The organism is Streptomyces xylophagus (assembly GCF_000716435.1).
Classification (GTDB): domain Bacteria; phylum Actinomycetota; class Actinomycetes; order Streptomycetales; family Streptomycetaceae; genus Streptomyces; species Streptomyces xylophagus.
On the sequence record NZ_JNWO01000005.1, the window covers coordinates 308,760 to 335,146 of the forward strand.

Here is a 26,387-nt window from a genome sequence, read left to right on the forward strand (position 1 = left end):
CCGTCGACCGAACGTTGATCCGTGTTCGACACGGTGGTCCGAGAACGGACCGCGGCCGGAGTGCCTCCGCACGCCCGCCCGCTGCCTCAGCATCTCCTCGAACAGGTGACCAGCAGGTGACAGACATGCTCAAGATCGGTCTGGGAGCTCCCCAGTACGGATTGTTCACCGACCCCGCCACGATCTCCGGGTTCGCCGCCTCGGTCGAAGCGATCGGCTACGACAGCCTGTGGGTGGGCGACCGGGCCCTCGTACCGACGCAGCCCCGTGACCCCTATCCCGGCGGCGGCCCCGTACCGGAGGAGTACCGCACCTTCCTGGACCCCATCGCCACCCTGTCCTTCCTGGCGCACGCCACCCGCCGGATGCGCCTGGGGACCAGCACGCTGAACGCGCCCTTCTACTCCCCGCTCCTGCTGGCCCGTTCGCTGACGTCCGTCGACATCCTCAGCGAGGGACGGCTCGACATCGGGTTCGGGCTCGGCTGGTCGTCCGACGAGTACCAGGCCATCGGTGTGCCGTGGCAGGGACGCGGGGCACGGCTGGAAGAGATCCTGGACATCCTGGACCACGTCTGGTCGGGTTCGTCGACGGCCGAGCACAAGGGCGCCCTGTGGACGATCCCGAGCGCGCACATCGAGACGCTCCCCGTGCAGCGTCCCCGCCCGCCGGTACTCCTGGGCGGCTTCACTCCGGCCACCCTGGAACGTATCGGCCGTCGCGCCGACGGCTGGGCTGGAGTCGCGCTGCCGGTACCCCAACTCGCCTACGTCATCAGCCAGATCCGGCAGATCGCGGAGGCGGCCGGACGCGACCCCGACGCCCTGCGCACCGTCGTCCGGGTGAACCCCGTGGTGACTGCCGAGGCCGCACAGAACGACGCCGTTCCGCACCGGGGGACGGTCGTACAGGTGTCGGACTATCTGCTCGCCGCCCACGCGGCCGGGGCCGACGAGGTCCTCATCGACCTCCAGCAGACCGCGCGGAGCGCGGAAGAACTGACGGACCTGGCACACCGTTTTCACGACCAGCTGAGCAAGGGCTAGGGAACACCATGTCTGATGTAGTCACTGCGAAGCCGGATGTCCACGACATGGTGGTGGTGCACCGCACGTTCCGCCAATCGTGCGCGGAATTGCCCGAGTTGGTACGCGGACTGCGGCCCGGCGACACCGCGCGGGCCGCGCTGGTCGTCGACGCGGTGCGGTTCATGCTCATCGGCCTGGAAGCCCACCACGTCAGCGAGGACGAATTCCTCTGGCCCCGCCTCGCGGCCCGGACGGCGGGGCAGGCCGAGACGATCGCGCGCATGGAGGAACAGCACCACCGGCTCGAGGAGTTGGTCACGCAGGTGACGGGCGCGCTGGACAGTCTGGCCGCCGATCCCCGACAGCCCCTCTGCGAGCAGGTAGCGGCGCAACTCAGCGAACTGGGCTCGGTGTTGAACGCGCACATGGACGAGGAGGAGAACACCATCCTGCCGTTGGCCGCCGAATATCTGACCGTCGCCGAATGGGAGCAACTCGGCGAGATCAGCCTGGCGAAGCTGGACAAGAAGCATCTGCTGCGCGCCTTCAGCGCGTTGATGGCGGTCGCGACTCCCGAAGAGCAACGAGCGCTCCTCACCAAGGCACCGCTGCCCGCCCGCGTCCTGTGGCGCCTCTCCGGCCGCCGCTCGCACGCCCGTTGGGAGGCCCGCCTGCGCGGGGTGTGAGCCGGACGAACGCACGCACGAGGGCCGACAGTTGACGGCTGCCGGCCCTCGAAGGTGCAGAGATCAGATGTGCGTCTCTCTACTGACGGAACATCAGCTGCCGTGAGTGCTCGGCGTTCACCGGAGGTTGCGGGTGAGCAGCTCGACGGACTGGGGGACGCCGACCGCGTCCTCCCCTCCGGCCGGGAGCCGTCCGTCCGTCGCCTTGAGGTCGGTCAGCGCCTTGTCCATCGCCTCGTGCGCGGCGAAGAGACAAGGGGTGCTGTAGATCGCCACGTCCACACCCAGTTCCGCCAACTCGCCCAGTGACAGACGGGGGGAGCGGCCCCCGGCGATCTGGTTGAACAGCAGGGGCTTGTCACCGATGGTGTCGCGGATCCGGCGGATCGCCTCGATGTCGCGCACGCCGTCCACCAGCACCACATCGGCGTCGGTGGCGGCAAGTGCCTTGGCGCGGGTGAGGATCTCGGCGTCGTCGGTGGCGTCGGTCCGCGCGACCACGGTCAGTTCGGTCCTGCAGGCCAGCACCCGTTCGAGTTTGTCGAGGTACTCGTCGAGCGGCAGCAGCTGCTTCCCTTCGACGTGGCCGCACCGGCGGGGGCGCTTCTGGTCCTCCAGGATCACCCCCGAGGCGCCGGCCTGTTCCAGACGTCGTACGACATGACAGGCCACCTCCGGGTCGCCGTACCCGTCGTCGATGTCCACCAGCAGGTGGTGGTCGGGGAAGGCCCAGCGGAGCCGTTCCGTGAAGGCCACGATGTCCGGCCAGGCGATGAAGCCGATGTCCGGCAGACCGTAGTAGGACGCGGCGAATCCGAATCCCGAGACGAAGAAGCCGTCGTAGTGCCGGGCCGCGATCGATGCCGAGTACATGTCGTACACGCCGATCAGAGGTGTGGTGCGGGGAGTGGCGATCGCGCTGCGCAGTGCGTTGCCGTGAGGCATGGAACAAGTCCTCTTGTTGCTGGCCGGGTTGGCGATGTGCGCTCGCATAACGATCGAAATCTTTTGGGAGTTACGCAGGTGACGCTTCCGGGGATTTCCGGGGGTCGATCCCGAGGACCGGCAGACAGTCGGCGACACCGATGAGCTCGATGTCGTCACGCCGCTGCTTGGTCCACTCCTCGCGGGTCAGCCGCCAGCACTTGATCTGCGCCCGCTCGCCCCGCCGGGTGTCCCAGGAGACACCGTTCGGTACATATCCCAGGGCCTCCGAGACACGGTTCGAGGCATGGTTGTCGACGAACGCGTCGCTGCCCGCCTCACCGGCGCCCATCCCCTCGAAGGCCAGGTGCAGCACAGCCTGGCGCATCTCCTTCCCCAACCCGGCGCCGCGCACATCGGGGCTGAGCCAGGAGAACGTGGTGACCGTCCCGAACCTGGCGAAGTCGACGCCCTTCAGATCCTGCATGCCCACCGGCTCCCCGTCGACGGCCACGACGAAGTACAGGCGCCAGAAGTCGGCACTGACCCGGCCCCGGCCGGACCAGATACTCCGCAGCCAGCGCCACTCGCGTTCCGGGCTGTCCTCATACAGGGACATCGGATCGTCGAAGGGCCACGGAGGGCTGATGGCCACCCCCTTGCGCACCGTGGGGACCAGGCGTTCCAGAAGCTCGTCCGTCGCCCCCAGCAGAGACAGCCGGGGTGTGTGCACCTGGACGTTCAACGGGGGATACGCGGACAGCGGCGAAGCGGTCGTCGGCATGGGCGCAACCGTAGAGGCGAGCCGTCGTAGCGTGCATCGCATTTTCGGTCCTGGGGCAACGGGCGGCCCCGCGACGGGTTTTGGGGTGCGCCGGTCCGGTGGTGCGCCAGCCCGGTGGTTCGGCCGGCCGGCGGGCCGGTCATCGGATGTGCCGCAGGAGCGCGGCGACCGCGGGTGGCTGTTCTCCGTGCAGATGGACGACTCTGAGAGTCCAGGAGGGGGCCTGCGCGGCGAAGGGGCGGGTGGGCAGTTCGGGGAATCGTGCCGCGAGCGACGGGGGCATGATGCACACACCCAGGCCGTACCGGACCAGATCGCCGGCTGCCAGGATGTCGTTCACCTCGAAGATGGTGGTGTGCTCGACGGAGGCCGCGCGGAACGCCTTGTCGACCTCGTGCCGGATCGCCCAGGTCGGCGGAAAGTCCACCAGGGGCAGGCGGCCCGCCTCGGCGAGGGTCGCCGGTCTAGTCGGCCGCGGTGGTTCGGTCGGCGCGGTCACCAGGACCATTTCCTCGCGCAACAGCAGGCGGGTGGTGAGCCCGCGTGACTGCGGGGCGTCCAGCGCGGCGACGGCCAGGTCGGCGGTGCCGTCGCGCAGCGCCTGCGGGATGTCGTCGACGGGGGCCTGGCGCAGCCGTAACGTCACCCCCGGGTGTTCGCGGTGGAAGTCGGCCAGTGCCGGGGCGAGGCCGGAGTAGAGGCCCTGCATCACGGCGACCGTGATCTCACCGCGCAGCTCGCTCCGCGCGAGGTCGACGGCGGCACGGGCCTGTTCGGCGGCCTCCAGGGTGGCGCGGGCGGCAGGCAGGAAGGCGTGCCCGGCGGGGGTCAGTGACACTCGGTGCGTGGTGCGGTGGAACAGGGGTGTGCCCAGCTCGCGCTCCAGGGCACGCACCGTGCTGGAGACCGCGGACTGCACCACGTGCAGGCGCCGGGCCGCAGCGCTGAAGCCGCCCTCCTCTGCGACGGCGATGACGACCTCCATCTGTCGCAGATCCATGGCCGCCGCCCTTCCTGGTCAGCTGATCTGGAGATAACCATTATCTCCAGCCATCTCTCCGGAATGGGAAACAACGTCTCCGGGCGCACGTTGAAAAGGACAGGTGGCCCAGGCCGCCGGATTCCATCCTCACTGGCTGGGAGTGCTCTGATGCTGTTGATGTCGACCGCGCACCCGCGCACGGACCGCGTACCCGATCGAGGCATGCGGGCGGCGGACCGCCCGCACTCCGCCCGCCGTTACGGCGTCGGGTTCTGGACGATCGCCGCGGTGTTCGTCACGGCCATGGCGTTCTCCACCGTGCCCACCCCGCTGTATCCCCTCTATCAGGCGCACGACGGCTTCTCCACGTTCACGGTCACCGTCGTGTTCGCCGTGTACGCCGTCGGCGTGCTCACCAGCCTGTTGTTCGCCGGGCATGTCTCGGACTGGGTCGGCCGCAAGAAGGTCATGACGTCCGCCCTGATCCTGGAGTTGCTCGCCGCCGCGCTGTTCCTGTCCGCGCCGTCGCTCCCGGTCCTGATCGTCGCCAGGCTCGTCACCGGCCTCGGCGTCGGCATGCTGACGGCGACCGCCACCGCCCATCTGCAGGAGCTGCACAGCGCGCACCGGCCCGGCGCCTCGACCCGGCGGTTCGAGATCGTGTCGACCGCGGCCAACATCGGCGGCCTGGGCCTGGGCCCGCTCGTCGCGGGGGCGCTCGCCCAGTACCTCGGCGCGCCGCTCCGAGTGCCGTACGTGGTCTTCGGCGTACTGCTGCTGACCGGTGTCGTCGCCGTCGCCCTGACACCGGAGACCGTACGGAAGCCGGCCGTCCGGCCCGCGTACCGGCCCCAGCGGGTCGGTGCCGGTCTCGGCGAGCGGGGATACCTGGGCGCGGCGGCGGCCGGGTTCGCGTCCATGGCCGTCTTCGGTCTGTTCACCTCCCTGGTCCCCGGGTTCGTCGGCGGGACCCTGCACCACCCCTCCCGCGCGCTGGCCGGTCTGATCGTGTTCAGCGTGTTCGGAGCCGCCGCGGCGGCCCAGGTGTTCACCGGCCGACTCGGCGCCCGCACCCGGTGGACCTTCGGCCTGCTCGCCCTGACCGCCGGTACGGCGGTCCTCTCGGTCGCCATGCACATCGCCAGCCTGCCGGTGTTCGTCCTGGCCGGGATCGCTGCCGGTGCGGGTGCCGGAGTGCTGTTCAAGTCCGCGGTGGGCCAGGTGGCCGGCACGGCATCGGCGGCCCGGCGCGGCGAGGCCCTCGCCGGTCTCTTCCTCACGTCCTACCTCGGCCTGGCCCTGCTGCCCGTCGGCCTCGGCGTCGCCAGCCGCACGATGACGGTGACCACGGCGACGACATGGTTCACCGGCGTCGTCCTCGTCCTGCTCGCCGCCGTGGCCGTACTCACGCGCGGCCACGCCACCACCCCGAGCAGCCGGACCGCCCCCACCACCTCACCCGACACGGGCCACGAGCACGAGGAGACGGAACGCTGACCCCACACGGTCTCTCCGGACGGTCCCTCTTGGGGTGTGCCTCAGTGCCCCCGGCGCTCCGATACCGAGCCGGTGCTCACTGCTCACGGCAGGGCAGGGCAGGACGGGGTGGCTCAAGGGGCGAGTTCCTCAAGGGACTTGTTCTTGGTCTCCAGCGCGACGAAGGCGGTGACCGCGGCGCCGGCGACCGCCTGGACGGCGAAGGCGGTGAAGACGTGGCGCATTCCCAGGCCGCTGACGATCCAGGCGACCATGAACGGGCCGAGTGAGGAGCCGGCCCGCAGCCAGGCACTGCCGAAGCCGGTGCCCGTGGCGCGCAGGCGGGTGATCCACCATGGCGGCAGCATGGTCCCGCACTTCTCCGGCCGGTGGTGCCCGCCGTGCCGCCTGTGCTGCCAAGCTCTCTCCGGCGTCGTGCTCAGCCGCTTCCTGGAGGTGCAGCACCCATGACCGAGCCCACCACCCCACCGTCGGCGGGACAACGCTCCGTGTGGCTGACCCGCAACGTGAAGGTGCTGAGCGGGGTGTCCTTCCTGCAGGACGCGGCCAGCGAACTCCTCTACCCGATCCTGCCGATCTTCCTGACCGTGGTGCTGGGCGCCCCGCCCGCCGTCGTGGGCGCGATCGAGGGACTGGCCGAGGGCGCGGCGTCGATCACCAAGGTGGCCGCCGGGCGCCTCGCGGACCGGTTCGACCGGCGTCCCCTGATCGGCGTCGGCTATGGCCTGGCGGCGGTGGGCAAGCTGCTGATCGCGCTGGCGACCGTCTGGCCGCTGGTGCTCCTCGCCCGGGTCACCGACCGGCTCGGCAAGGGCATGCGCGGGGCGCCTCGAGACGCCCTGCTCGTCGAGGGCGTCCCGAAGGGGCAGCGCGGCAGGGTGTTCGGTCTGCACCGGGCCGCCGATACCGCCGGCGCGGTGGTCGGCCCGCTCGTGGGGCTGGTCCTGTACGAGGCGCTCGACCATCGGCTGCGGCCGCTGTTCTGGGTCGCCGTGATCCCCGCCGTCGCGTCGGTCGCGCTGGTCGCCGCCGTCCGCGACCCCCGCTCCCGCGGGACGGCCGACGGCACACCGACGAAGGCGGACCGGACACCGTGGCGATCCCTGCCGCGCCCGTACTGGCGTGTGCTGGGGATACTGCTCGTCTTCAACCTGGTCAACTTCCCTGACGCGCTGCTGCTGTTGCGCGCCCACGACCTGGGCCTCTCGACGGCCGGGGTGGTGGGCGCGTACGCGGTCTACAACCTCGTCTACGCCGCCCTGTCCTACCCCGCCGGGGCGCTCTCCGACCGGCTGCCGCGCTCCCTGGTCTTCGCCACCGGCCTGCTCTTCTTCGCGATCGGTTACCTGGGCCTCGGCCTGATCCACACCCCCTGGCTGGTGTTCGTGGTGCTGCCCCTCTACGGCGGTTTCGCCGCCTGCACCGACGGCGTCGGCAAGGCGTGGATCTCCACGCTCGTCCCCGACCGCCAACAGGGCACCGCGCAGGGCCTGTTCCAGGGCGCCACCGGCGCCGCCGTGCTCCTGGCGGGCGTGTGGGCCGGGCTCGCCTGGGGCACCGACGGCCACCTTCCGCTGCTGATCTGCGGCGGCATCGCACTGGCCCTCGCCGGAGTGCTGCCGGCCGTTGCCCGTGCGCGGCCCACGGCCATGTGATCCCGAGTCCTCGATGAAGGCGCGATGAACAGGTCGGCTTCCAGCCATGTGTAGTGACAGGTTCTGGTCAAGGGCTGTCCAAATGCCGGACTCCTCCGGCGGGCGGTGGTCGGGTCGTCCCGACGGCTGTATCCGCGCCCGCTCGGGAGGCCCTGGTGTCACAACCGACCCGCAAGAGACGTTGGTTCACGATCTGCGCCATCACCGCATCCGCCGCACTCGTGGCGATACCCGCCGGCGCCGCGCCCGGCTCGGGCGGGACCCCCTTCGGGGTCCGCGCACTGGCTCAACTCGCCGCCGAACGGGGGCAGTCGGTGGGTTCCGTCAGCCCGAAGGCCAAGGCCGACGACGACGGCGGTGACGACGGCAACGAGGCCGACGAGATAGCCGAGGGCGCCGACCAGTACGCAGAGGCCCGCACCTCACCCGGCATCGTCGCACCTGGCGCGTACGGAGCCGCCTGGACGAGTCTGACCAACCTGCCGAGCACCGGCGGCAGTTGGCGCAACATCACCGACCTGCCGTACAACTCCGACGACCCGCGCTACCGCGACTACGACTCCAACTCCAGTGGCGGCTCGGGCAATGTCACCGGCCGGATGGCCGCGATGGCCGCCGACGACGACGGGTACGTGTACGCGGGCAGCGCGGGCGGTGGCGTGTGGCGCTCCCGTACCGGAGGCGGCCGTTGGCAGCCCATCAGCGACAAGCTGTCCTCGCAGTCCACCGGCGCGCTCGCGCTGGACGGCACCGGACGGCTGTGGCTGGGCACGGGCGAGGCGACGACCAACGCGGACGCGTATCTCGGCAGCGGCGTCTACGTCCTGTCCGACCCGCGACACGGTGCGTTCTCCTCCCGCAGCCGGGTCGGCGGCGACGAGCTGGAGTCCACCACCGTCCACGAACTGCGCTTCGGCGGCGGCAAGGTGTGGGCGGCGACCAGTGAGGGCGTGTGGAGCCACTCCACGAATACGCTCAAGGGCGCCTGGAAGCTGGAGTTCGCGCCCAACCCGGCCTATCTGCCGGGCGGTTCACTCGCGAGCGACGCCTCGGCCGCGTACAAGAACATCGCCAACGACATCGCGATCGACCCGAAGGACCCCTCCAAGGTGGTCCTCGCGGTCGGCTGGCGCAGCGGCGACGACTACAACGGCTTCTACACCAAGGACTCCAGCGGCACCTGGACCCGGATCACCAGCGGCCTGGGTGACCTGCCCGCCGACGCCGACAACGTCGGCAACGTCACCTTCGCCCGCTCCGCCGACGGCTCGCGCTACTACGCCATCGACCAGTCCCCGGAGCAGCTCAACACCAACCCGGACAGCGGTCTGGAGGGCATCTACGTCTCCAAGTCCGGCTCTCCCACCGGCCCTTGGACGAAGATCGCCGACTACCAGGGCCTGGCCGCCGACGGCTCGGCACTGACCTCCAGCGGCTACATGCCCGGCGTGCAGGCCTGGTACAACCAGTTCCTGACCGTCGACCCGGCGAACGCGGAGCACGTGTACGCGGGCCTGGAGGAGGTCCACGAGACCAAGGACGGTGGCGCCACCTGGTCGGCCGTCGGCCCGTACTGGAACTTCGGCTTCCCCTGCTGGAGCATCGACCCCACCAAGCAGACCGGCGACTGCAACCAGACCACCCACCCCGACCAGCACGGCGTCGCGATCGGCAGCTACCACGGCAAGAGCTTCGTCTACGTCGGCAACGACGGCGGCGTCTACAAGCGCCCGCTCGACGGCTCCCAGGACGCCTCCGGCCACGCCACCGACTGGACCTCGCTCAACGACGGCACCATCGACACCCTCCAGTACTACTCGGTGGGCGTCGGCAAGGACCTGACCTACGGCGGTGTCTCCGTCACCGGCGGTCTGCAGGACAACGGCCAGTCCATCCTGCGCAGCAACGACAAGGTCATGGGCTCCAACTTCGGCGGCGACGGCGGCGACACGCTCACCGACCCGGCCAATGGCTGCAATATCGCCGAGGAGTACGTCTACCTCGCCATCCAGGTGACCCAGAACTGCGCGGTGAACGACGGGAGTTGGGTCACCGACCCGAGCAAGATCACGTCGTACAGCGTGGCTCCCGCCGACAACGCCACTGGTGAGGCCCGCTTCATCGCCCCGATCACGGCCGACATGAAGAACAGCTCGACCTGGATCGCCGGCGGCCGCCACATCTGGGTCCAGACCCACGGCTACGCCATCCGCAGTGGCGACGAGTGGACCAGCGTCTACGACCTCGGTGCCGGCCGTACCGCGACCGCCGTCGCGGCCTCGGGCGGCAAGGTGTACGCGGCCTGGTGCGGCCCCTGCAACAACCAGGGCTTCGCCCGCGGCATCTCCGTCGGCAACGCGGACGGCACCGGCTGGCACGACGTGACCCTGCCGGTGGACGCGACCGTACCCAACCGCTACCTCAGCGGCTTCGCCGTCGATCCCAAGAACGCCGACCACGTCTACCTCGCGGTCAACGGCTTCTCCCGGCACTGGACCGAGGGCCCCGGCGCCGGGATCGGCCACGTCTTCGAGTCCACCGACGGCGGCACCACCTGGAAGGACATCTCGAAGAACCTCCCCGACGTCCCGACGAACTCCGCGGTCGTCACCCCCAACGGCGGCCTCGCCGTCGCCACCGACCTCGGCGTCGTCTACCGCGCGCCGGGCCGTACGACCTGGCAGCGCGTCGGGAACCTCCCGGCCGTCGCCGTACTCCAGCTGAAGCTGAGCCCCGACGGCAGGACGCTGTACGCGGCCACCCACGGGCGCGGCATCTACACCATCAAAGTGAGCGACTGCGACTGAGGCAGCAGGGCGGAGGGGTGATCCCGGATTCCGGGGTCACCCCTGTGTCGTGTACGGCACCACGCTCACGTCGAGGGTGAAGGCGACGCGCGCCGCGCCCGCCACGTCCGGTGCCTTCGCCATCGCCGTGATCTTCGCGGTACCGCCCCGGGTGCCCGCACAGCGCAACGAGGCACGGGCCGAGCCGTCCGACTCCGGCTGCCACCGGGACACCACGACGAGGGCGGGAGCGGAGCTGCGCAGGGCCGTCCACCGCTTGTCGTCCGTACGGGACTTCAGGACGAGGGACACCACTGTCCCGGGCCGCACACAGAGTCGCCGTCCGACCGCGTCACCAGGGCTGACGGTGACCTCGGCGTGCCCGGCGGCACAGCTGCCCGACGAGGGGGAGGGCGCGCTGGGCGACGGCTCCGCCGACCGGCCGCCTGACGCCCCTCCTGCGGCTCCGTCACCCGCCGACGAGCCGCAGGACGTCAGGACGAACATCCCGGCGACCATCCACACCTTGGCCCACCCTTGCATGCCAGAACCTCCGGCCCGCCTGCTCCCGTGTCGAGTTGCCTGAAGCCTAACGAGGCCTTCAGGCAACCGACTTCAGGCAACCGACGTCAGGCTCTAGAAGAAGCCCAGCTTCTTCGGCGAGTACGAAACGAGGAGGTTCTTCGTCTGCTGGTAGTGGTCCAGCATCATCTTGTGGTTCTCGCGGCCGATGCCGGACTGCTTGTAGCCGCCGAACGCCGCGTGCGCGGGGTACGCGTGGTAGCAGTTCGTCCACACCCTGCCCGCCTGGATCGCCCGGCCCGCGCGGTACGCCGTGTTGATGTCCCGGGTCCACACGCCGGCGCCGAGACCGTACAGGGTGTCGTTGGCGACCTTGATGGCGTCGTCGAAGTCGTCGAACGACGTCACCGAGACCACCGGCCCGAAGATCTCCTCCTGGAAGATGCGCATCCGATTGTCACCCTCGAAGATCGTCGGCTGGACGTAGTAGCCGCCCTTCAACTCGCCGTCGTAGTCGATGCGTTCGCCGCCCGTGAGGACCTTCGCGCCTTCCTGCCGGCCGATGTCCAGGTAGGAGAGGATCTTCTCCAACTGGTCGTTGGAGGCCTGGGCGCCGATCATCGTGTCGGTGTCGAGGGGGTGGCCCGGCTTGATCGCCTCGGTGCGGGCGATGGCCGCCTGGAGGAAGTCGGAGTAGTGGCCGCGCTGGATCAGCGCCCGGGACGGGCAGGTGCACACCTCGCCCTGGTTGAGCGCGAACATCGTGAAGCCTTCGAGCGCCTTGTCGAGGAAGTCGTCGCGCGCCGACGACACGTCGTCGAAGAAGATGTTCGGCGACTTGCCGCCCAGCTCCAGCGTGACCGGCTTGATGTTCTCCGAGGCGTACTGCATGATCAACCGCCCCGTGGTGGTCTCGCCGGTGAAGGCGACCTTCGCCACGCGCGGGCTGGACGCGAGCGGCTTGCCCGCCTCCACGCCGAAGCCGTTGACGATGTTCACCACGCCCGGCGGCAACAGATCGGCGATCAGGCTCATCCAGAAGTGGATGGACGCCGGGGTCTGCTCGGCGGGCTTGATGACGACCGCGTTGCCCGCCGCGAGAGCCGGGGCCAGCTTCCAAGTCGCCATCAGGATGGGGAAGTTCCACGGGATGATCTGCGCCACGACCCCGAGCGGCTCGTGGAAGTGGTACGCCACCGTGTCGTCGTCGACCTCGCCCAGTGAACCCTCCTGCGCGCGGATCGCCCCCGCGAAGTAGCGGAAGTGGTCGATGGCGAGCGGGATGTCGGCGGCGAGGGTCTCGCGGACCGGCTTGCCGTTCTCCCAGCTCTCCGCGACCGCGAGCTGCTCCAGGTTCGCCTCCATCCGGTCGGCGATCTTGAGCAGGATGTCGGACCGCTCGGTCACCGATGTACGGCCCCAGCCCGGCGCCGCCGCGTGCGCCGCGTCCAGCGCCCGCTCCACGTCCTCCGCGGTGCCGCGCGCGATCTCGGTGAACGGCTGCCCGTTCACCGGGGACGGATTCTCGAAGTACTGCCCGCGGGCCGGCGGCACGTACTCGCCGCCGATGAAGTGGTCGTAGCGCGCCTGGTAGGAGACGATCGCGCCCTCGGTGCCGGGTGCCGTGTAACGGGTCATCCTGGTCTGCCTCCCGGAACAGCGCTGCCCGCCGTTGGGCAGCTCTCGGCGCGAGGCTAGGGAGCGCGAGGTTGCATGTACGTTGCGTGGGGTGGACGGGCGGGTCGGGGTTCGCGAGGGGTGGCTTCAAGTGCCTTGCGCCATAAGAGGGTTACGTCATCGGGCGGTCGCGCGTGACCATGGCGCAGGCGCCGCCAGCTCTGACTCCAGTGCGGCGAGGCGCGAGCGCACCGGTGCCGTCGGTCGTATCGCCGCGAGCGCCCGCCATACGTCGAGGTCGTCCTCGCCCCACGGCGCGTGCGCCCAGTCCGCCAGCAGGTCGGGGTCGCGGCGGGCGATCAACGCCGTACGGAGGCCGTCCGCGAGCCGGGTCCGGAGCCGGACCACCGCCGGCGCCTGCGAACCGGGCAACAGCGGACCCGTGTACGCCGTCACCGCTCCCGTGACCGCGCCCCCTTCCAACCGCCGCTCGACGATCGCCACGTCGGACTCGACCGGCGACGTGAGCCGGTAAGGCCGCGAGGCGAGCAGGCCGGGACCCAACAGCCTGCGGAGCCGCGCCAGTTCGGCCCGCAACGTCACCGGCGGCACCGACTCGTCCTCGTACAGCGCGCACAGCAACTCGTCGCCGGTCAGCCCCTCGGGATGCCGGGCCAGCAGCACCAGGATCTCGCTGTGCCGTCGGCTCAGCCTCATCTTGCGGCCGTCGACGCACAGTTGGGCTTCGTCCCGGCCCAGCGCGGAGAGTTCGGGCCCGTCGACGTGGGTCTGCTCCGGGGCGAGCAGTGCCAGTTGGGACTCGGCGGCGCGCGCCACGGCCTGGACGAAGCCCAGGCTGTGCGGATGCGCCAGCCCGTTCCCGCCGGTGATGTCGACGGCGCCGAGCACCCGCCCGGTGCGCGGATCGTGCACCGGAGCCGCCGCGCACGTCCACGGCTGCACCCGCCGGATGAAGTGCTCGGCCGCGAACACCTGCACCGGCCGGTCCAGGGCGACCGCCGTACCCGGCGCGTTCGTCCCGACCGCGCTCTCCGCCCAGCGCGCACCCGGCACGAAGTTCATCCGGCCCGCCTTCCGCCGCGTCGCCGGATGCCCCTCCACCCACAACAGCCTGCCCTGCGCGTCGCACACCGCGAGCAGATGCTCCCCGTCCGCGGCGAACGTGCCCACCAACTCCCGGATCAGCGGCATCACCCGCGCCAGCGGATGCTCCGCCCGATAGACACCCAGGTCACCGTCCGTCAGCTCCACGCTCGCCGTGCCCTCGGGACCGACACCGGCCCGCGCGGAACGCCGCCAGGAATCGGCCACCACCGACCGCACCGGCTGCGGCACCGTGCCCGCCACGGCGAACGTCTCGTGCGCCCGCCGCAGCACCCGAACCCGCTCGGCAGGGTCGGCCCCCGGCTCCAGGGCCACCCATGGATCGGTCAACTCGGCCTCCCAAGAAGGCGATACAGCGACGCGACTACCTCGATACAGCGACCCGAGTACCGCGACACAGCAGTGACACGCCCGCGATACGGCGGCGAAACGCCTGCGGACATCGTCACTCCGGGGAAGGGTACGGACAACCGTTTCGACCGGGGACGATCCGAACGCGGCGCATCACGTTCGGATCGGGCTCGGATCAGGCCTGGATCTGGCTCGGATCGGGCTTGGGTCAGGCGAAATTGACCAACCTTATATAGCGCGTCCAGTCCCAGTTCGGCCCCGGATCGGTGTGGTCGGTGCCCGGCACCTCGTAGTGCCCGATGATGTGCGCCCGGTCCTTGGGGAGCCCGTACTTCGTGCAGATCGCCGCCGTGAGCTTGGCCGACTGCTCGTAGAGGGCGTCGGTGAAGTACGCGGGCTGATCCACCCAGCCCTCGTGCTCGATACCGATGCTGCGGGTGTTGTAGTCCCAGTTCCCCGCGTGCCAGGCGATATTGGCCTCCCGGACGCACTGGGCCACATGCCCGTCCGCCGACCGCACGAGGTAGTGCGCGGACACCTTCTTCTTCGGGTTCTGGAAAATGGACAGAGTGCTGGCGTACGTCTCCTGGGTGACGTGGATGACCACGTAATCGACGGGATAGGCGCTGGGGCGGTTGGACGCCGTGTAGTTGGAAGTGCTCGCCGGCTGCCACTCGGCCGACGGGTAGTCGACGGCCTGGGCCTGTGCGTCGGCCTGCGGTGCAGGGAGTAACGCATAGGGGACGGCGGCGAGGGCTGCGCCCTTCAGGAGCCATCGCCTGCTCGGGAGCGGTCTTGCCCGTTCCATGGTCGGTCGCCTTTCGGTTCAGTGCCGGAGTGCCGCCGCGGTCTCACGCAGCTGCGCGTGCAGTCCGCGATGAGTCTCGCGCGCGGGCAGCCATTCCTTCCGGATCTTCGCCACGCAGGTGTAGTTGGTGTCGCACACGTTGGCCAACGGCGACTCGACCGCCTGGGTCGCGAACTGATAGGCGTCCAGTTCGCTGAACCCGTAGTCGCGCACCAGCCACCGCACCAGATCGAGCTGGGAGATCCGGAACGCGTCCTCCAACGGGCGTGCCGAGCCCGTCGAGATGATGTGCGTGTCCGACTCGATGCGCGGCCAGGGAGTGGCGACCCCCTTGAGCAGCTCCACGATCACGACCGTGTTCATCGCGCACTCGACGGCGACTCCGCAGGTCTCGCCCTCGCCCTGCCGGGCGTGTCCGTCGCCGAGGCTGAGGAGCGCGCCCTCCACGTTCACCCCGAGGTAGCAGGTGACCCCGGCCCGCATCTCGGGCGTGTCCATGTTCCCGCCGTGCGCGTCGGGCACCAGCGCCGAACGCACCTCCAGGTTGGCGGGGGCCACGCCCACCGTGCCGTGCATCGGGTCGAGAGGCAGCTCGACCTCGATGTCGCTGTCCCGCGCGCGGAACAGCGCCGTACGGCGGGTTCGGTCCAACTGCCAGATCCAGACGGTCTCCGGGAGCGGCGGCTGCAGTGTCGCCGTGGTGTGCGTCGAGGTGAGTGCGCCGAAGAGGGGGACCGTGGTGGAGGCGGCCCAGTCCCGGGCGGGTTCGATCGACACGAAGTGCACGGCGACCGTGTCGCCCGGCTCCGCGCCCTCCACATGGAAGGGGCCGGTCTGCGGGTTGAGGAACGGGAACTCGCACACCTCGGACACCAGGTCCTTCTCGGACCGTACCCGTCCGGCGAAGCAGTCCTCCGTGTACAGGTCGAGGACCGTGCCGGGCGTGATGCGGGCCACGGGCGGGGCGCCGCCGAACGTCCAGGCGTACTCGCCCGGTTCGGGCCGCACCGTCAGGATCCGGGGGTCGTTCATGGCTGTACTGCTCCGTTCTGCGGAAGATCGGTGGAGTCTGGTTCGTCGAGATGGACACGGGCGGTTTCGGCTATGCGCTCGGGGTGGCGTCGTAGCAGAACGAGCAGGACCACGACCCCGGCGGCCATCCAGACGCCGACGACCGGGTCGGCGTAGGACACGGGAGTGGTCAGCTCGGTCACGAAGTCGAAGACCGGGAGGCCAGCCGCGGTGAGCAGGGCGGGGACGAACGCGACGATGCCGAGGAGCGGGACCAGCAGGTGCCGTACCGGCTTGAGCAAGTCGCGTCTGCGGCGCAGGAAGTAGCCCGCGCAGGCCAGGTTCACGACGATGTAGACGGCGATGACGACCGTGACGATCACTGTGGCCAGCAGGAGGAACGCGGTCACCGGGTCGTAGCCGAGGCCGAGACCCAGCACGGCTCCCACCGTGACGACGGTCTGCACGGCGATTCCGGCGACGGGGGAGCGGTGGCGCGGGTGCAGCGTGGCCAGGACACGGGGGAGTACCCGGATGCGGGCCAGGGCGAAGGCGGTGCGGGTCGAGACGGTGGCACACGCGTTGGCGTTGGCGATCGTCGAGTTGACCACGGCCAGGAACACCAGCACCCAGAACAGTCCGAACGACGCGCGTGCCACCTCTTCCCAGGACGCGGCACCGGAGGCGCCGAATCCGCTGAAGCGGTCCGGCCCGAAGTACACCGTCATGGCGTAGGTCGTCAGCACGTAGAACAGGCCGATCCCGAGGGCCGCGCCGAGCACCGCGCGGTGCATCGTCCGGCGCGGGTCCCGGGTTTCCTCGGCGAGCGGTGCCGCGGCCTCGAACCCGGCGAACGCGAGCACCGTGTAGACCGAGCCGGCGAAGACTCCACCCAGACCTGAATACTCCTTGGCCGTGTGCGAAGTGCCGAACACCGACAGGGTGTTGTCCCCGCCCGCCTTGCCGATCAGCCAGACGGCGAACACCAGGAAGACCAGGATCTCGAAGACCCCGAGGACCGTGCCGAAGCGGGCCGAGGCGCGCACTCCGAACCAGCCGGCCACGGCGATGATCGCGGCGCCCGCGAGCGCCCAAGGCCACCACAGGTTCTCCGGATACGAGGACCACTCCTGGTGCAGGGTGCCCGCCGTGGTGAAGCCGAGTTGCAGGAGCAGCAGCGGTGGGACCAGCGCCTCCACGAAGACATAGCCCCAGCCGACCAGGAAACCGACGGTCGGATGCAGTCCCTGCGCGGCATACGTGGCCACCGAGCCGGCGGCGGGCAGTTCGCGGGCCAACTCGGCCACGCAGGACGCGGTGAACAGGCAGGCCACCAGCGCGATCAGCACCGACAGCGGCAGACTGCCGCCCGCGAAGGCCGCGCCCGACGGAATCGACGCGGCGACCGCGGCCGCCGGAGCCATAGCCGTGACGCTCTGGAACAGGACCTCACGCAGCCCGACGGCATCCCGTCGCAGCCCCTGAACTGTCTCCCCCGACACGTGAATCCCCCCTCGTCCACCCGTATCCGCATCCACACCAGCACACCGTCGTCACGACACGACGGCTGCGCCTCGCGTGAATCACGGTACGGCGCTTGCGGGTCGGGCAGTAGGGCGTCGCGTGCTTCCGTGGACGACGGCGGAACTGTGGACAACCGGGCCACTCGGACGAGTGAAGGTCGAGCCATGGTCGAGTGAAGTCGGCTGTGTTTCAGGCCTGTTCGGCCACGATGTCCCCAGCTCGCTCGGCCACCGCCGCCGGGTCGTCGAGCACGGCCCGCACCACCGAGTGCGCGGCCCCCAGCAACGGACCCTCGGGCCCCAGACGCGACACCGACACCGGGCAGGCGGGCCCCGCCGTGCGCCGCGCCAACTCGGCCTCCAGCGACGGCAGAAGCCAGGGCGCGAGCCCGGACAGCGCGCCGCCCAGCACCACCAGCTGGGGATCGAGCAGGTTGACCGCGCCGGTCAGTGCGATGCCGAACGCCGTACCGGCGTCGTGCAGGGCCCGTCGTACCGCCTCGTCGCCGTCGGCCGCACGGGTCGCGAGCAGACCGACCCGGTCCACGCCGGGCTCGATGCCGGCGGCGCGCAGTACCGCCTCCTCGCCCGCGTACTGCTCGAGGCAGCCGCGTCCGCCGCACGCGCACTCCGGCCCGTCGGGACGCACCGGGACATGCCCCAACTCGCCCGCGAATCCCCGTGTTCCGCGCAGCAGCCTCCCGTCCACCACGACCGCGGCGCCGATGCCGATCTCGGCCGACACATGCAGGAAGTCGCGCGGTGTGGTCTCGCCCAGCCAGAGTTCGGCGAGCCCGCCGAAGTTGGCCTCGTTGTCCACAGTGGGCGGGAGTTCGGCGGGCAGCAGGGCGCCGAGATCGATGTCGTGCCAGTCGAGGTTCGGTGCGCGCACGACCGTACGGCCGTCGCGGGCCACCAGACCCGGTACGGCGACCGCGAGTCCGGCCGGCCACAGGCCCTCCGCGTCCGCCTCGGCGACCACCTGCCGTACCAGCGCGGTGAGTTCGGCGAGCACCGGTTCGGGGGAGCGGCCGCGGTTCACGCCGTGCCGTACGGCACGGGCCCGTATCTCGCCGCGCAGATCGACCGCGCAGGCCGCGAGATGGTCGACCCCGATCTCCGCGCCGATCCCGGCCGGACCGCGGCCGCTGACGGCGAGCGCCGATCCGGGTCGGCCCACCCGGCCGGGCCGCTCGGGGCCCAGCTCTTCGAGGAGACCCGACCGGATCAGCTCGTCCACCAGCGTCGACACCGCCGCACGGGTCAGCCCGATGCGGGAGGCCACGGCCGCGCGCGAGAGCGGGCCCTCGGCGCTCACCGTGTGCATCACGCGCGCGAGATTGCGGCGGCGCATGCCCTGCTGGGTGTCGGGCAGGGCACGGCCGGGCCCGGCGGGGTGCGCCTCGTGCAGCGGTGCGGTCATGCCTCCCTCAGTCCTCGGTCGGTACGCGTCAGCGGGCGTCGTCCGTCCCCCGTTCGAGCAGCGGAGCCGCGTCGGAGAGTACCCCGGAGATCCTGGCGAACGTCGTTTCGTCCCGCTCCACGGCGTCCAGCACCGGCCCGGCGGCCGTGTTCCAGCGCCGGGCGACCGCGGCCGGGTCCTCGCCGGTCAGCAGGCCCGCGGCCTGCGCGGCGGCGCCGAGCGCGACCAGTTCCTTCGCCTCGGGCACCTGGACCGGACGCCCCGAGAGCCGCCGTACCGTCTCCTGCCAGGCCGTGCCCCGGGCGCCCCCGCCGATCAGCAGCAGCGGCGTGGTGCGGTCGGCGTCCTCGTCGAGGACCAGGTCGAGCGCGCCCAGCAGGGCGTGTACGGCACCGTCGTAGGCGGCCTGGAGGAGCTGGCCGCCGGTGGTGTCGTGGCGCAGGCCGTGCAGCAGGCCCGAGGCGTTGGGCAGGTTCGGGGTGCGCTCGCCGTCGAGGTACGGGAGCAGCGTGACCGAGGTGCCGGGCTCTACGGCCTCGCGGTCCAGGCCCAGGAGGGTCGTGATGCGGTCGACGGCGAGGGTGCAGTTCAGGGTGCAGGCCAGGGGCAGCCAGTCGCCGTGCGCGTCGGCGAAGCCCGCGACCGTGCCGGACGGGTCGGCGGGGCGGTGCTTCGACACCGCGTACACCGTGCCCGATGTGCCCAGGCTGAGCACGGGGACGCCGGGGCGCAGCCCGAGGCCCAGCGCGGCGGCCGCGTTGTCGCCGGTGCCGGGGGCGACCAGGGTGCCCTTCGAGAACGGCAGGTCGTGGCAGTCGCGCACCGTCCCCGCCACCTCGCCCGGCCGCACCACCCGGGGCAGCAGTGCCGGGTCGAGCCCGACATGCCGGAGGATCTCCTCGTCGTACGACTCGGTGCCCGAGGCCCACCAGCCGGTGCCCGAGGCGTCGCCTCGGTCGGTGGTGCCCTGTCCGGTGAGCCGCTCGGTGAGGTAGTCGTGGGGAAGGCGTACGGCCGCCGTGGCGCGCACCGCCTCCGGCTCGTGCTCGGCGAGCCAGGCCCACTTCGTGACCGTGAAGGACGCGCCGGGCACGCTGCCGGTGCGCTCGGCCCAGGCCTTCGGTCCGCCCAGCTCCTCGATCAGGCGGCGGGCCTGCGGCGCCGACCGGACGTCGTTCCACAGCAGCGCAGGGCGCACCGGCTCGCCCTGCGCGTCCAGCGTGACCAGGCCGTGCTGCTGGCCGCCGATCGACACGGCCGCCGCCTCGTGGGCCGCGTCCCCGCACTGGCGCAGGGCCTCGCACAGGGCGTCCCACCACTGCCGGGGATCGCTCTCCCGGCCCGCCCCCGAGGAGACGGTGTGCGGCGCCTGGCCACTCGCGACGATCCGTCCGGTGGACACGTCGACGACCAGTGCCTTGGTGGACTGGGTGGACGAATCCACGCCGACGACGAGCGGACCTTCGGCTGCTGACATCGGGTTTCTCCCTTGTGTGCGGCATGTGTCTCCGCCCGGAGACACATTGTCCCTTCCCAGAGACGCTCCGGCATACTAATTTGTAAACCGCCATGACGAAATAGTCGGAGCGAAGCAACAAGGAGCCGCGTCATGAACTACCAGCCCACCCCCGAGGACAGGTTCACCTTCGGCCTGTGGACTGTCGGCTGGCAGGGAAGGGACCCGTTCGGCGACGCCACCCGCCGTGCCCTCGACCCGGTCGAGACGGTGCAGCGCCTGTCCGAGCTGGGCGCCCACGGTGTGACCTTCCACGACGACGACCTGATCCCCTTCGGGTCCTCGGACACCGAGCGCGAGTCGCACATCAAGCGCTTCCGTGAGGCCCTCGACGCGACCGGCATGAAGGTGCCGATGGCGACCACCAACCTCTTCACGCACCCGGTCTTCAAGGACGGCGCGTTCACTGCCAACGACCGCGACGTGCGCCGCTACGCCCTGCGCAAGACGATCCGCAACATCGACCTCGCGGTCGAGCTGGGCGCCGAGACCTACGTCGCCTGGGGCGGCCGCGAGGGTGCCGAGTCCGGCGCAGCCAAGGACGTACGCGTCGCGCTCGACCGCATGAAGGAGGCCTTCGACCTCCTCGGCGAGTACGTCACCGACCAGGGCTACAGCATCAAGTTCGCGATCGAGCCCAAGCCGAACGAGCCCCGCGGCGACATCCTGCTCCCCACCGTCGGCCACGCCCTGGCGTTCATCGAGCGCCTGGAGCGCCCGGAGCTCTACGGCGTCAACCCCGAGGTCGGCCACGAGCAGATGGCCGGGCTCAACTTCCCGCACGGCATCGCCCAGGCACTGTGGGCGGGCAAGCTCTTCCACATCGACCTCAACGGCCAGTCCGGCATCAAGTACGACCAGGACCTGCGTTTCGGCAACGGCGACCTGCGTGCCGCCTTCTGGCTGGTCGACCTCCTGGAGAGCGCCGGTTACGCCGGCCCGAAGCACTTCGACTTCAAGCCGCCGCGCACCGAGGACCTCGACGGCGTCTGGGCGTCGGCGGCCGGCTGCATGCGCAACTACCTGATCCTCAAGGAGCGTTCGGCCGCCTTCCGCGCCGACCCGGTGGTCCAGGAGGCGCTGCGCGCCTCGCGTCTGGACGAGCTGGCGCAGCAGACCGCGGCGGACGGCCTCAAGTCGCTGCTCGCGGACCGCTCGGCGTTCGAGGACTTCGACATCGAGGCGGCCGCCAAGCGCGGGATGGCCTTCGAGCAGCTCGACCAGCTCGCCATGGACCACCTCCTGGGAGCGCGTGGCTGACCGCACGCACGCGTGCGTCACTCGCGGGCCGGCTGGTGTTCGTGAGTTCCCCTTTGTGACCGGCCCCCGCACGGAATGCTCCGGAATCATGCGATCCATGGCATGAGTCCGTATCAACCACCGCGCGGGGGTCGCGTCATGACCGCTACCAGGCGACTCTTGACGGTATGGCCATGCCGCCCGTACCGCCTCGACCGCCCGGGCCACCGGGCGCCACCCCGCCTCAGGGAGGCGGTTTCGGACCACCTCCCGAAGACTTCGGGCAAGGCACGGGAGGTGACTACGGGGACTACGGACCGCCTCCCCGCAGGCGCCCCCGGCCCCTGTTCATCCTGCTCGCCGTGATCGTGCTCGCCGGGGCCGTCGTCGCCGTCGTACTGATGGCGTCCGGGGGACATGACTCACCGGACAAGAAGGCGCCCGCCGAGAGCAGTTCGAGCGGGAGCCCCTCTCTCACCCTCCCGACGAAACTCCCCACCAGCCTGCCGACCGAGCTCCCGACCGCCCTGCCGTCGAACCTCCCCTCGGAACTGCCGAGCGAGGTTCCCAGCGACATCGAGTCGCTGCTCCCGTCCTTGTTCGGCTGACTGCCAAGGGAGTTGACGGGTGATCAGATTCCGTGCGGCAGCTTCACATACACCACGGTCGTCTCGATCCCGCTGTCGACCAGCCGTCCCTGCGTGTCGAACGCGCCCGCGCCGTCCGTCATCCCGAAGTCGTTGTCATTGATCAGCGCGAGCGTGTCGTGGTCCACGCGCGCGATGCCCTCGATCTTCTGGGGCACTCCGGAGACGGTCCCCAGGTCGACGACCAGCTTCTTCGCCAGCACCGGGACACCCGCGGCGGCGGGGTCGTCGAGCTGCTCCAGCGACGGGGACGTCGTGTCGTCGTCGTAGGGACCGCCGAGGATGTTCGACTTGCGCCCCAGCTGGACCAGTTGGAGCCGGGCGGCCTTGTCGGTGCGCTCCTCGACGAGCAGTCGGTCGTCGCCCACGGCGACCACCGAGGAGATCTTGAGTTCGGAGGTGTCGTCCTCGCTGGGGTCGACCACGTTCACCGGGTCGAACCGGTACGCGTACTCCGCCGTGACAGCCTTCCTCTTCGTCGAGAAACGCAGCAGACGGGTGTTGAGCGACGCGTCCCCGGCGTCCCCGTCCGGCAGCGACAGCGGGCTCTGCAGGGCCATCACCAGGTCACCGCCGGGCAGTTGGGCGAGCCCCTCGAAGCCGCGGTTGATCTTGCGGTGCAGCAGGACGGCCGGCAGGGCCTCCACCACCGGGTAGTCGGCCCCGGTCAGGTTCAGCCCCTTGGGCACGTACCGCGTGAGCACCTTCCCGCGCGCGGAGACATGCACCAGGGAGGGCCCGTACTCGTCGACGAGCCAGAACGAGCCGTCCCCGGCCCGCACGATGCCCTCCGTGTCCAGCCCGTTCGGGTTGTACGACAGCGCCGTCCTGGCGTCGTAGGAGTACGGCGCCTCGTCGCGTCCCTGCTGGTTGGGCAGCCCGGTGACGGCCTTCCCGGAGGACGTGGTGATCGGGATGGCGTCCAGGACCTTCACCGTGTCCCCGGAGACACGGATCTTCACGATCGCCGGGTCGAAACCGGGCACCGGGAACGTACGGCGCTTCGTCCCGCTCACCTTGATCTGGCCGTTGGGCCCGCGGTCGGTGATCGTCCAGTACTCGCCCTTGCGGCCGGCCGGGTAGATGTCGCTGCCGATGCCGCCGAGGTCCACTCCCCGGTCGTTGTCCACCGTCCCGGGCAGCAGCGCGTTGCTGAACGCGCCGAGCGGGATGTCGCCGAGCGTCGCCGTACGCGTGACATGCGCGGCCTCACCCCCTGAGGGGGCACCGACGGCCGTACCGGCCCCCATCAGGGCGACCACCACGGCGAGCGGAACACCAGCCGCGACGGGGCGACGGACGCGGCGCCGGGCGGGGGCGTGCGGGGACATACGGCCTCCTGAGGGCAAATTCGTTGACAGCGGCCAGAGTTGGTCCCCGTGAGGAACGGTGTTCTACGGTCAGGTGAATCCGGGGTGTCGGCCGGTTGTCGGGAGGGCGCGGCACCGGGAATGGGCTCCTCCGTAATCCGATCGCGCCCCACGGCACGGGTCGGTTAGAAAGGCCCGGTGACTGACCCCTATCCCCTCCGCCCGGTCGCCGAGGGCGAGTTCGAGACCTGGGCCCGCATGGTCGCCGACACCTATGGGGGTGACCTCTCCGACGAGCAACTGGTCCACGAGAGAGCCTCGACCGAACTGCACCGCACCGTCGGCGCGTTCGACGGCCCCGCACCGGTCGGCGGAACCGCGGCGCACACGCGCGTGCTGACCGTTCCCGGTGCGCTGCTCCCGGTCGCCGGGGTCACCTGGGTCGGCGTCACCCCGACCCACCGTCGACGCGGCATCCTCACCTCGATGATGCGCCGACAACTCACCGACCTGCACACGTCCGGTGCCGAACCGATCGCCGCACTGCGCCCCTCCGAGGCAGCCATCTACGGCCGCTTCGGCTACGGCCCGGCCACCCAGGGGGCCCGTCTCCGCTGCGAGAAGCGCGCCCTGCGCTTCCGTCCCGGAACCGAGTTCGGTGACGGAACCATCCGCCTACTGGGACGCGATCAGGCCCGCCCGCAGATCGAGAAGCTCTACGACCTGGTCCGCACCGGCACGGTCGGCTGGCCCGGTCGTAACGCCAACTCCTGGGACAGTCGTCTCACCGACCGCCCGGAGGAACGCGGAGGCGCGAGCGCGTTTCGCTTCGCGCTCCATCACGAGACGGACGGCCGGACGACCGGGTACGCCCTCTACCGGATCAAGCAGGACGCGTCAGGCGGCGCCGGAAACGCGCTCCAGGTCGTCGAGTTGGCCACCACCTCCCGGCAGGCGTACGCCACCCTGTGGCGCTTTCTCGCCGGTGTCGACCTGATCTCCTGGATCGAGTACGAGGGGGCCGTGGACGAGCCGCTGCCGCACCTCCTGACCGATCCGCGTGCCGTGCGCTCCGCACCGGTCGATCGTCTCTGGGTGCGACTGGTGGACGTCGACCGAGCGCTGGCCGCACGCAGTTACGCGGGCGCACTGGACCTTGTCCTCGACGTCGAGGACGCCTTCTGCCCCTGGAACACGGGCCGTTACCGGCTGGAGGCCGACCAGGGCACCGCCGTGTGCGCACGGACTCACGCTCCGGCCGACCTACGGCTGAGCGTCGCCGAACTCGGCGCCGCCTTCCTCGGCGGTACCACGCTCGCGTCCCTCGCCGCCGCCGGCCTCGTCCAGGAACTGCGGCCCGGAGCCCTGTCTCGCGCGACGGTGGCGTTCCGCGCGGACCGGGAGCCGTACTACCCGGGTGGTTGGGCGTTCCCCGCGTACTGACAATTCAGGAGGGCTGGTCGGCACTCACTGGGCAATGCCGAACCACTTGGGCAGTCGGCTGAGCAGGTCCTCCTGATCGTCACCGACCCACGCCACGTGGCCGTCCGGCCGCAGGAGAACCGCGGGTACGTCCAGTTCCTCGCTGACGTCGACGACATGGTCGACCCGGTCCGTCCAGCCCTCCACCGAGAGCCGGCCCGTCTGGTCGAGCAGCAGCCCTCGGCCGTCGTGCATCAACTCGTAGAGGCGCCCTTGCTTCACCTTCATGTCCCGCAGGCGGCGGCCGAGCAGTTCATGTCCCTCGCCGAAGTCGTAGCGGATTCCGACCGCGGTGATCATCTCGGTCACGTACCGGTTCACCTCCTCGAAGTCCATCAGCGTCGAGAACAGCTCCCGTAGGGCGGTCGCGCCCGGATCGCTCCCCAGGAGCGTGATCTGCGCGCGCGTGTTGTCGAGAACGCGGGCGCCGACCGGATGCCGTTCGGTGTGGTAGCTGTCCAACAGCCCTTCCGGAGCCCACCCGTTGACCGTGGCGGCCAGCTTCCAGCCGAGGTTGAAAGCATCCTGCACGCCGAGGTTGAGTCCCTGTCCGCCCGTCGGCGGGTGGATGTGGGCTGCGTCGCCGGCCAGCAGGACCCGGTCGACCCGGTAGCGCTCGGCCTGCCGGGTGGCGTCGCCGAACCGCGACAGCCAGCGGGGCGAGTGCACGCCGAAGTCGGTGCCCGCGACGGCCCGTAGCCGCTGTTTGAACTCCTCCAGTGTCGGCGAGGTCGCACGGTCCTCGGCCACGCCGTCAGCGGGCACGACAACCCGCCACACGCCGTTCTCGCCGGGGCTGACACCGAACCGCAGTTGGGTTCTGCGGACCTCCTCGACGACGGCTGCGACCATCGCAGGGTCCTCGGCCACCTCCATTTCCCCCAGCAGCGTCTCCACTGTGGCGGGCAGGCCGGGGAAACCGACGCCGAGCAGTTTGCGCACCGTGCTGCGGCCGCCGTCGCATCCGACGACGTAGCGCGAGCGCAGGCGCGTGCCGTCCGCCAACTCGACGGTCACCCCGGCCTCGTCCTGGCTCAGGCCGACCACTTCGCAGCCGCGCCTGATCTCGGTACCGAGTTCGACGGCGCGCTCGCCGAGCAGCCGCTCGGTGACCGGTTGCGGGGTGGCGACGCCGTAGGGGTGAGCCGTGTCCAGGCGGTCCGGCCACGGCTTGACGATGCCGCCGAAGAGACCGCCGACCTGGAACTTCTCACTGACCTCGAGGAACCGGTCGAGGAGGCCACGCTGGTCCATGATCTCGACGCTGCGCGCGTGCAGACCCTGCCCGCGGGACTCCCCGGTCGGCCCGGTCAACTTCTCCGGCACGACCACACGCACGCCGTGCAGCCGCAACTCACAGGCCAGCATCAAGCCGGTCGGTCCGCCGCCGACCACGATCACGTCAATCATCGAAACGCCCATCCCACGAGATTGGTTTCCGGCCGGTCGCTCCAGCGTCCGCCTGTGCCTC

The 26,387-nt window shown here is 70.5% G+C and carries 22 protein-coding genes; 8 read left to right on the forward strand and 14 right to left on the reverse strand.

The features are described 5' to 3' along the window. Window positions 1-125: 125 nt before the first annotated feature. Both OO70_RS12755 and OO70_RS12760 read left to right on the forward strand, forming a co-directional pair. Window positions 126-1,046 carry a TIGR03619 family F420-dependent LLM class oxidoreductase gene (locus OO70_RS12755; protein WP_043668604.1) on the forward strand — a complete coding sequence of 307 codons (921 nt, stop codon included), beginning with the start codon at window positions 126-128 and terminating at the stop codon, window positions 1,044-1,046. 8 nt (window positions 1,047-1,054) lie between these two features. Then, window positions 1,055-1,714 carry a hemerythrin domain-containing protein gene (locus tag OO70_RS12760; protein WP_051741139.1) on the forward strand — a complete coding sequence of 220 codons (660 nt, stop codon included), beginning with the start codon at window positions 1,055-1,057 and terminating at the stop codon, window positions 1,712-1,714. Between the two features lie 117 nt (window positions 1,715-1,831). On the opposite strand, the gene OO70_RS12765 is transcribed toward OO70_RS12760, so the two are convergent. The 3 genes from OO70_RS12765 to OO70_RS12775 form a co-directional block, all read right to left on the reverse strand. Further along, entirely contained in the window at window positions 1,832-2,659 is an 828-nt protein-coding gene (locus tag OO70_RS12765; protein ID WP_043668612.1) for an isocitrate lyase/PEP mutase family protein, read from the reverse strand. A 70-nt stretch (window positions 2,660-2,729) separates the two neighbouring features. After that, a complete protein-coding gene (locus OO70_RS12770) occupies window positions 2,730-3,422 on the reverse strand; it encodes a GNAT family N-acetyltransferase (RefSeq protein WP_043668615.1) in 693 nt (230 codons plus the stop codon). Between the two features lie 139 nt (window positions 3,423-3,561). Further along, on the reverse strand, window positions 3,562-4,422 hold the full coding sequence (locus OO70_RS12775; RefSeq protein ID WP_043668618.1) for a LysR family transcriptional regulator: 861 nt from the start codon (window positions 4,420-4,422) through the stop codon (window positions 3,562-3,564). A gap of 159 nt (window positions 4,423-4,581) precedes the next feature. Between OO70_RS12775 and OO70_RS12780 the strand changes: the two genes are divergently transcribed. Further along, window positions 4,582-5,901, forward strand: coding sequence for an MFS transporter (locus OO70_RS12780; protein ID WP_078651385.1), 1,320 nt, complete (start codon window positions 4,582-4,584; stop codon window positions 5,899-5,901). A gap of 113 nt (window positions 5,902-6,014) precedes the next feature. On the opposite strand, the gene OO70_RS12785 is transcribed toward OO70_RS12780, so the two are convergent. Further along, window positions 6,015-6,248: an MFS transporter gene (locus OO70_RS12785; protein ID WP_043668621.1), complete on the reverse strand. Its 234-nt coding sequence runs from the start codon at window positions 6,246-6,248 to the stop codon at window positions 6,015-6,017. Between the two features lie 99 nt (window positions 6,249-6,347). On the opposite strand from OO70_RS12785, the gene OO70_RS12790 reads away from it, so the two are divergent. Next, complete coding sequence (locus tag OO70_RS12790; RefSeq protein ID WP_051741141.1) at window positions 6,348-7,556, forward strand: MFS transporter; 1,209 nt, start codon at window positions 6,348-6,350, stop codon at window positions 7,554-7,556. A gap of 155 nt (window positions 7,557-7,711) precedes the next feature. After that, window positions 7,712-10,363, forward strand: coding sequence for a WD40/YVTN/BNR-like repeat-containing protein (locus tag OO70_RS12795; protein WP_043668624.1), 2,652 nt, complete (start codon window positions 7,712-7,714; stop codon window positions 10,361-10,363). Between the two features lie 36 nt (window positions 10,364-10,399). On the opposite strand, the gene OO70_RS55950 is transcribed toward OO70_RS12795, so the two are convergent. From OO70_RS55950 to xylB, 8 genes are all read right to left on the reverse strand, one after another. Continuing rightward, a complete protein-coding gene (locus tag OO70_RS55950; RefSeq protein ID WP_234336833.1) occupies window positions 10,400-10,885 on the reverse strand; it encodes a hypothetical protein in 486 nt (161 codons plus the stop codon). A gap of 93 nt (window positions 10,886-10,978) precedes the next feature. Further along, window positions 10,979-12,502, reverse strand: coding sequence for an aldehyde dehydrogenase (gene adh, locus OO70_RS12805; RefSeq protein ID WP_043668629.1), 1,524 nt, complete (start codon window positions 12,500-12,502; stop codon window positions 10,979-10,981). A gap of 156 nt (window positions 12,503-12,658) precedes the next feature. Then, a complete protein-coding gene (locus tag OO70_RS12810) occupies window positions 12,659-13,936 on the reverse strand; it encodes a GAF domain-containing protein (RefSeq protein WP_043668632.1) in 1,278 nt (425 codons plus the stop codon). 229 nt (window positions 13,937-14,165) lie between these two features. Next, window positions 14,166-14,765, reverse strand: a complete 600-nt coding sequence (locus OO70_RS12815) for an N-acetylmuramoyl-L-alanine amidase (protein WP_043668634.1) — start codon at window positions 14,763-14,765, stop codon at window positions 14,166-14,168. Window positions 14,766-14,783: 18 nt separating this feature from the next. Further along, the gene (locus OO70_RS12820; RefSeq protein ID WP_043668636.1) at window positions 14,784-15,797 is read right to left on the reverse strand and encodes an acetamidase/formamidase family protein; all 1,014 of its coding nucleotides are present in this window, start codon (window positions 15,795-15,797) and stop codon (window positions 14,784-14,786) included. Continuing rightward, a complete protein-coding gene (locus OO70_RS12825; RefSeq protein WP_043668638.1) occupies window positions 15,794-17,278 on the reverse strand; it encodes an APC family permease in 1,485 nt (494 codons plus the stop codon). The genes OO70_RS12820 and OO70_RS12825 overlap by 4 nt, the downstream gene beginning before the upstream one ends. 211 nt (window positions 17,279-17,489) lie before the next feature. Then, entirely contained in the window at window positions 17,490-18,722 is a 1,233-nt protein-coding gene (locus OO70_RS12830; protein ID WP_043668640.1) for an ROK family transcriptional regulator, read from the reverse strand. 28 nt (window positions 18,723-18,750) lie between these two features. Beyond that, window positions 18,751-20,199, reverse strand: coding sequence for a xylulokinase (gene xylB / locus OO70_RS12835; RefSeq protein ID WP_043668642.1), 1,449 nt, complete (start codon window positions 20,197-20,199; stop codon window positions 18,751-18,753). Between the two features lie 132 nt (window positions 20,200-20,331). Here xylB and xylA point away from each other — a divergent pair, with 132 nt between their 5' ends. Next, the gene (xylA, locus tag OO70_RS12840; RefSeq protein ID WP_043668645.1) at window positions 20,332-21,498 is read left to right on the forward strand and encodes a xylose isomerase; all 1,167 of its coding nucleotides are present in this window, start codon (window positions 20,332-20,334) and stop codon (window positions 21,496-21,498) included. A gap of 341 nt (window positions 21,499-21,839) precedes the next feature. Beyond that, complete coding sequence (locus tag OO70_RS12845) at window positions 21,840-22,085, forward strand: hypothetical protein (RefSeq protein WP_043668648.1); 246 nt, start codon at window positions 21,840-21,842, stop codon at window positions 22,083-22,085. Between the two features lie 23 nt (window positions 22,086-22,108). Here OO70_RS12845 and OO70_RS12850 read toward each other — a convergent pair whose 3' ends face one another. Then, the gene (locus OO70_RS12850; RefSeq protein WP_043668651.1) at window positions 22,109-23,455 is read right to left on the reverse strand and encodes an esterase-like activity of phytase family protein; all 1,347 of its coding nucleotides are present in this window, start codon (window positions 23,453-23,455) and stop codon (window positions 22,109-22,111) included. Window positions 23,456-23,632: 177 nt separating this feature from the next. Here OO70_RS12850 and OO70_RS12855 point away from each other — a divergent pair, with 177 nt between their 5' ends. Beyond that, window positions 23,633-24,877 (forward strand): GNAT family N-acetyltransferase, encoded by a 1,245-nt coding sequence (locus tag OO70_RS12855; protein WP_043668654.1) that lies wholly within the window; start codon window positions 23,633-23,635, stop codon window positions 24,875-24,877. Between the two features lie 24 nt (window positions 24,878-24,901). On the opposite strand, the gene rox is transcribed toward OO70_RS12855, so the two are convergent. Beyond that, entirely contained in the window at window positions 24,902-26,326 is a 1,425-nt protein-coding gene (rox, locus tag OO70_RS12860; protein WP_043669082.1) for a rifampin monooxygenase, read from the reverse strand. Window positions 26,327-26,387: the final 61 nt, after the last annotated feature.

Coding starts and splice junctions, on each gene's coding strand:
- adh (WP_043668629.1), bottom strand. CDS start 12,502: ATGACCCGTTACACGGCACCCGGCACCGAGGGCGCGATCGTCTCCTAC.
- OO70_RS12785 (WP_043668621.1), bottom strand. CDS start 6,248: ATGCTGCCGCCATGGTGGATCACCCGCCTGCGCGCCACGGGCACCGGC.
- xylA (WP_043668645.1), top strand. CDS start 20,332: ATGAACTACCAGCCCACCCCCGAGGACAGGTTCACCTTCGGCCTGTGG.
- OO70_RS12780 (WP_078651385.1), top strand. CDS start 4,582: ATGTCGACCGCGCACCCGCGCACGGACCGCGTACCCGATCGAGGCATG.
- rox (WP_043669082.1), bottom strand. CDS start 26,326: ATGATTGACGTGATCGTGGTCGGCGGCGGACCGACCGGCTTGATGCTG.
- OO70_RS12765 (WP_043668612.1), bottom strand. CDS start 2,659: ATGCCTCACGGCAACGCACTGCGCAGCGCGATCGCCACTCCCCGCACC.
- OO70_RS12830 (WP_043668640.1), bottom strand. CDS start 18,722: ATGACCGCACCGCTGCACGAGGCGCACCCCGCCGGGCCCGGCCGTGCC.
- OO70_RS12815 (WP_043668634.1), bottom strand. CDS start 14,765: ATGGAACGGGCAAGACCGCTCCCGAGCAGGCGATGGCTCCTGAAGGGC.
- OO70_RS55950 (WP_234336833.1), bottom strand. CDS start 10,885: ATGCAAGGGTGGGCCAAGGTGTGGATGGTCGCCGGGATGTTCGTCCTG.
- OO70_RS12775 (WP_043668618.1), bottom strand. CDS start 4,422: ATGGATCTGCGACAGATGGAGGTCGTCATCGCCGTCGCAGAGGAGGGC.
- OO70_RS12770 (WP_043668615.1), bottom strand. CDS start 3,422: ATGCCGACGACCGCTTCGCCGCTGTCCGCGTATCCCCCGTTGAACGTC.
- OO70_RS12755 (WP_043668604.1), top strand. CDS start 126: ATGCTCAAGATCGGTCTGGGAGCTCCCCAGTACGGATTGTTCACCGAC.
- OO70_RS12790 (WP_051741141.1), top strand. CDS start 6,348: ATGACCGAGCCCACCACCCCACCGTCGGCGGGACAACGCTCCGTGTGG.
- OO70_RS12760 (WP_051741139.1), top strand. CDS start 1,055: ATGTCTGATGTAGTCACTGCGAAGCCGGATGTCCACGACATGGTGGTG.
- xylB (WP_043668642.1), bottom strand. CDS start 20,199: ATGTCAGCAGCCGAAGGTCCGCTCGTCGTCGGCGTGGATTCGTCCACC.
- OO70_RS12820 (WP_043668636.1), bottom strand. CDS start 15,797: ATGAACGACCCCCGGATCCTGACGGTGCGGCCCGAACCGGGCGAGTAC.
- OO70_RS12850 (WP_043668651.1), bottom strand. CDS start 23,455: ATGTCCCCGCACGCCCCCGCCCGGCGCCGCGTCCGTCGCCCCGTCGCG.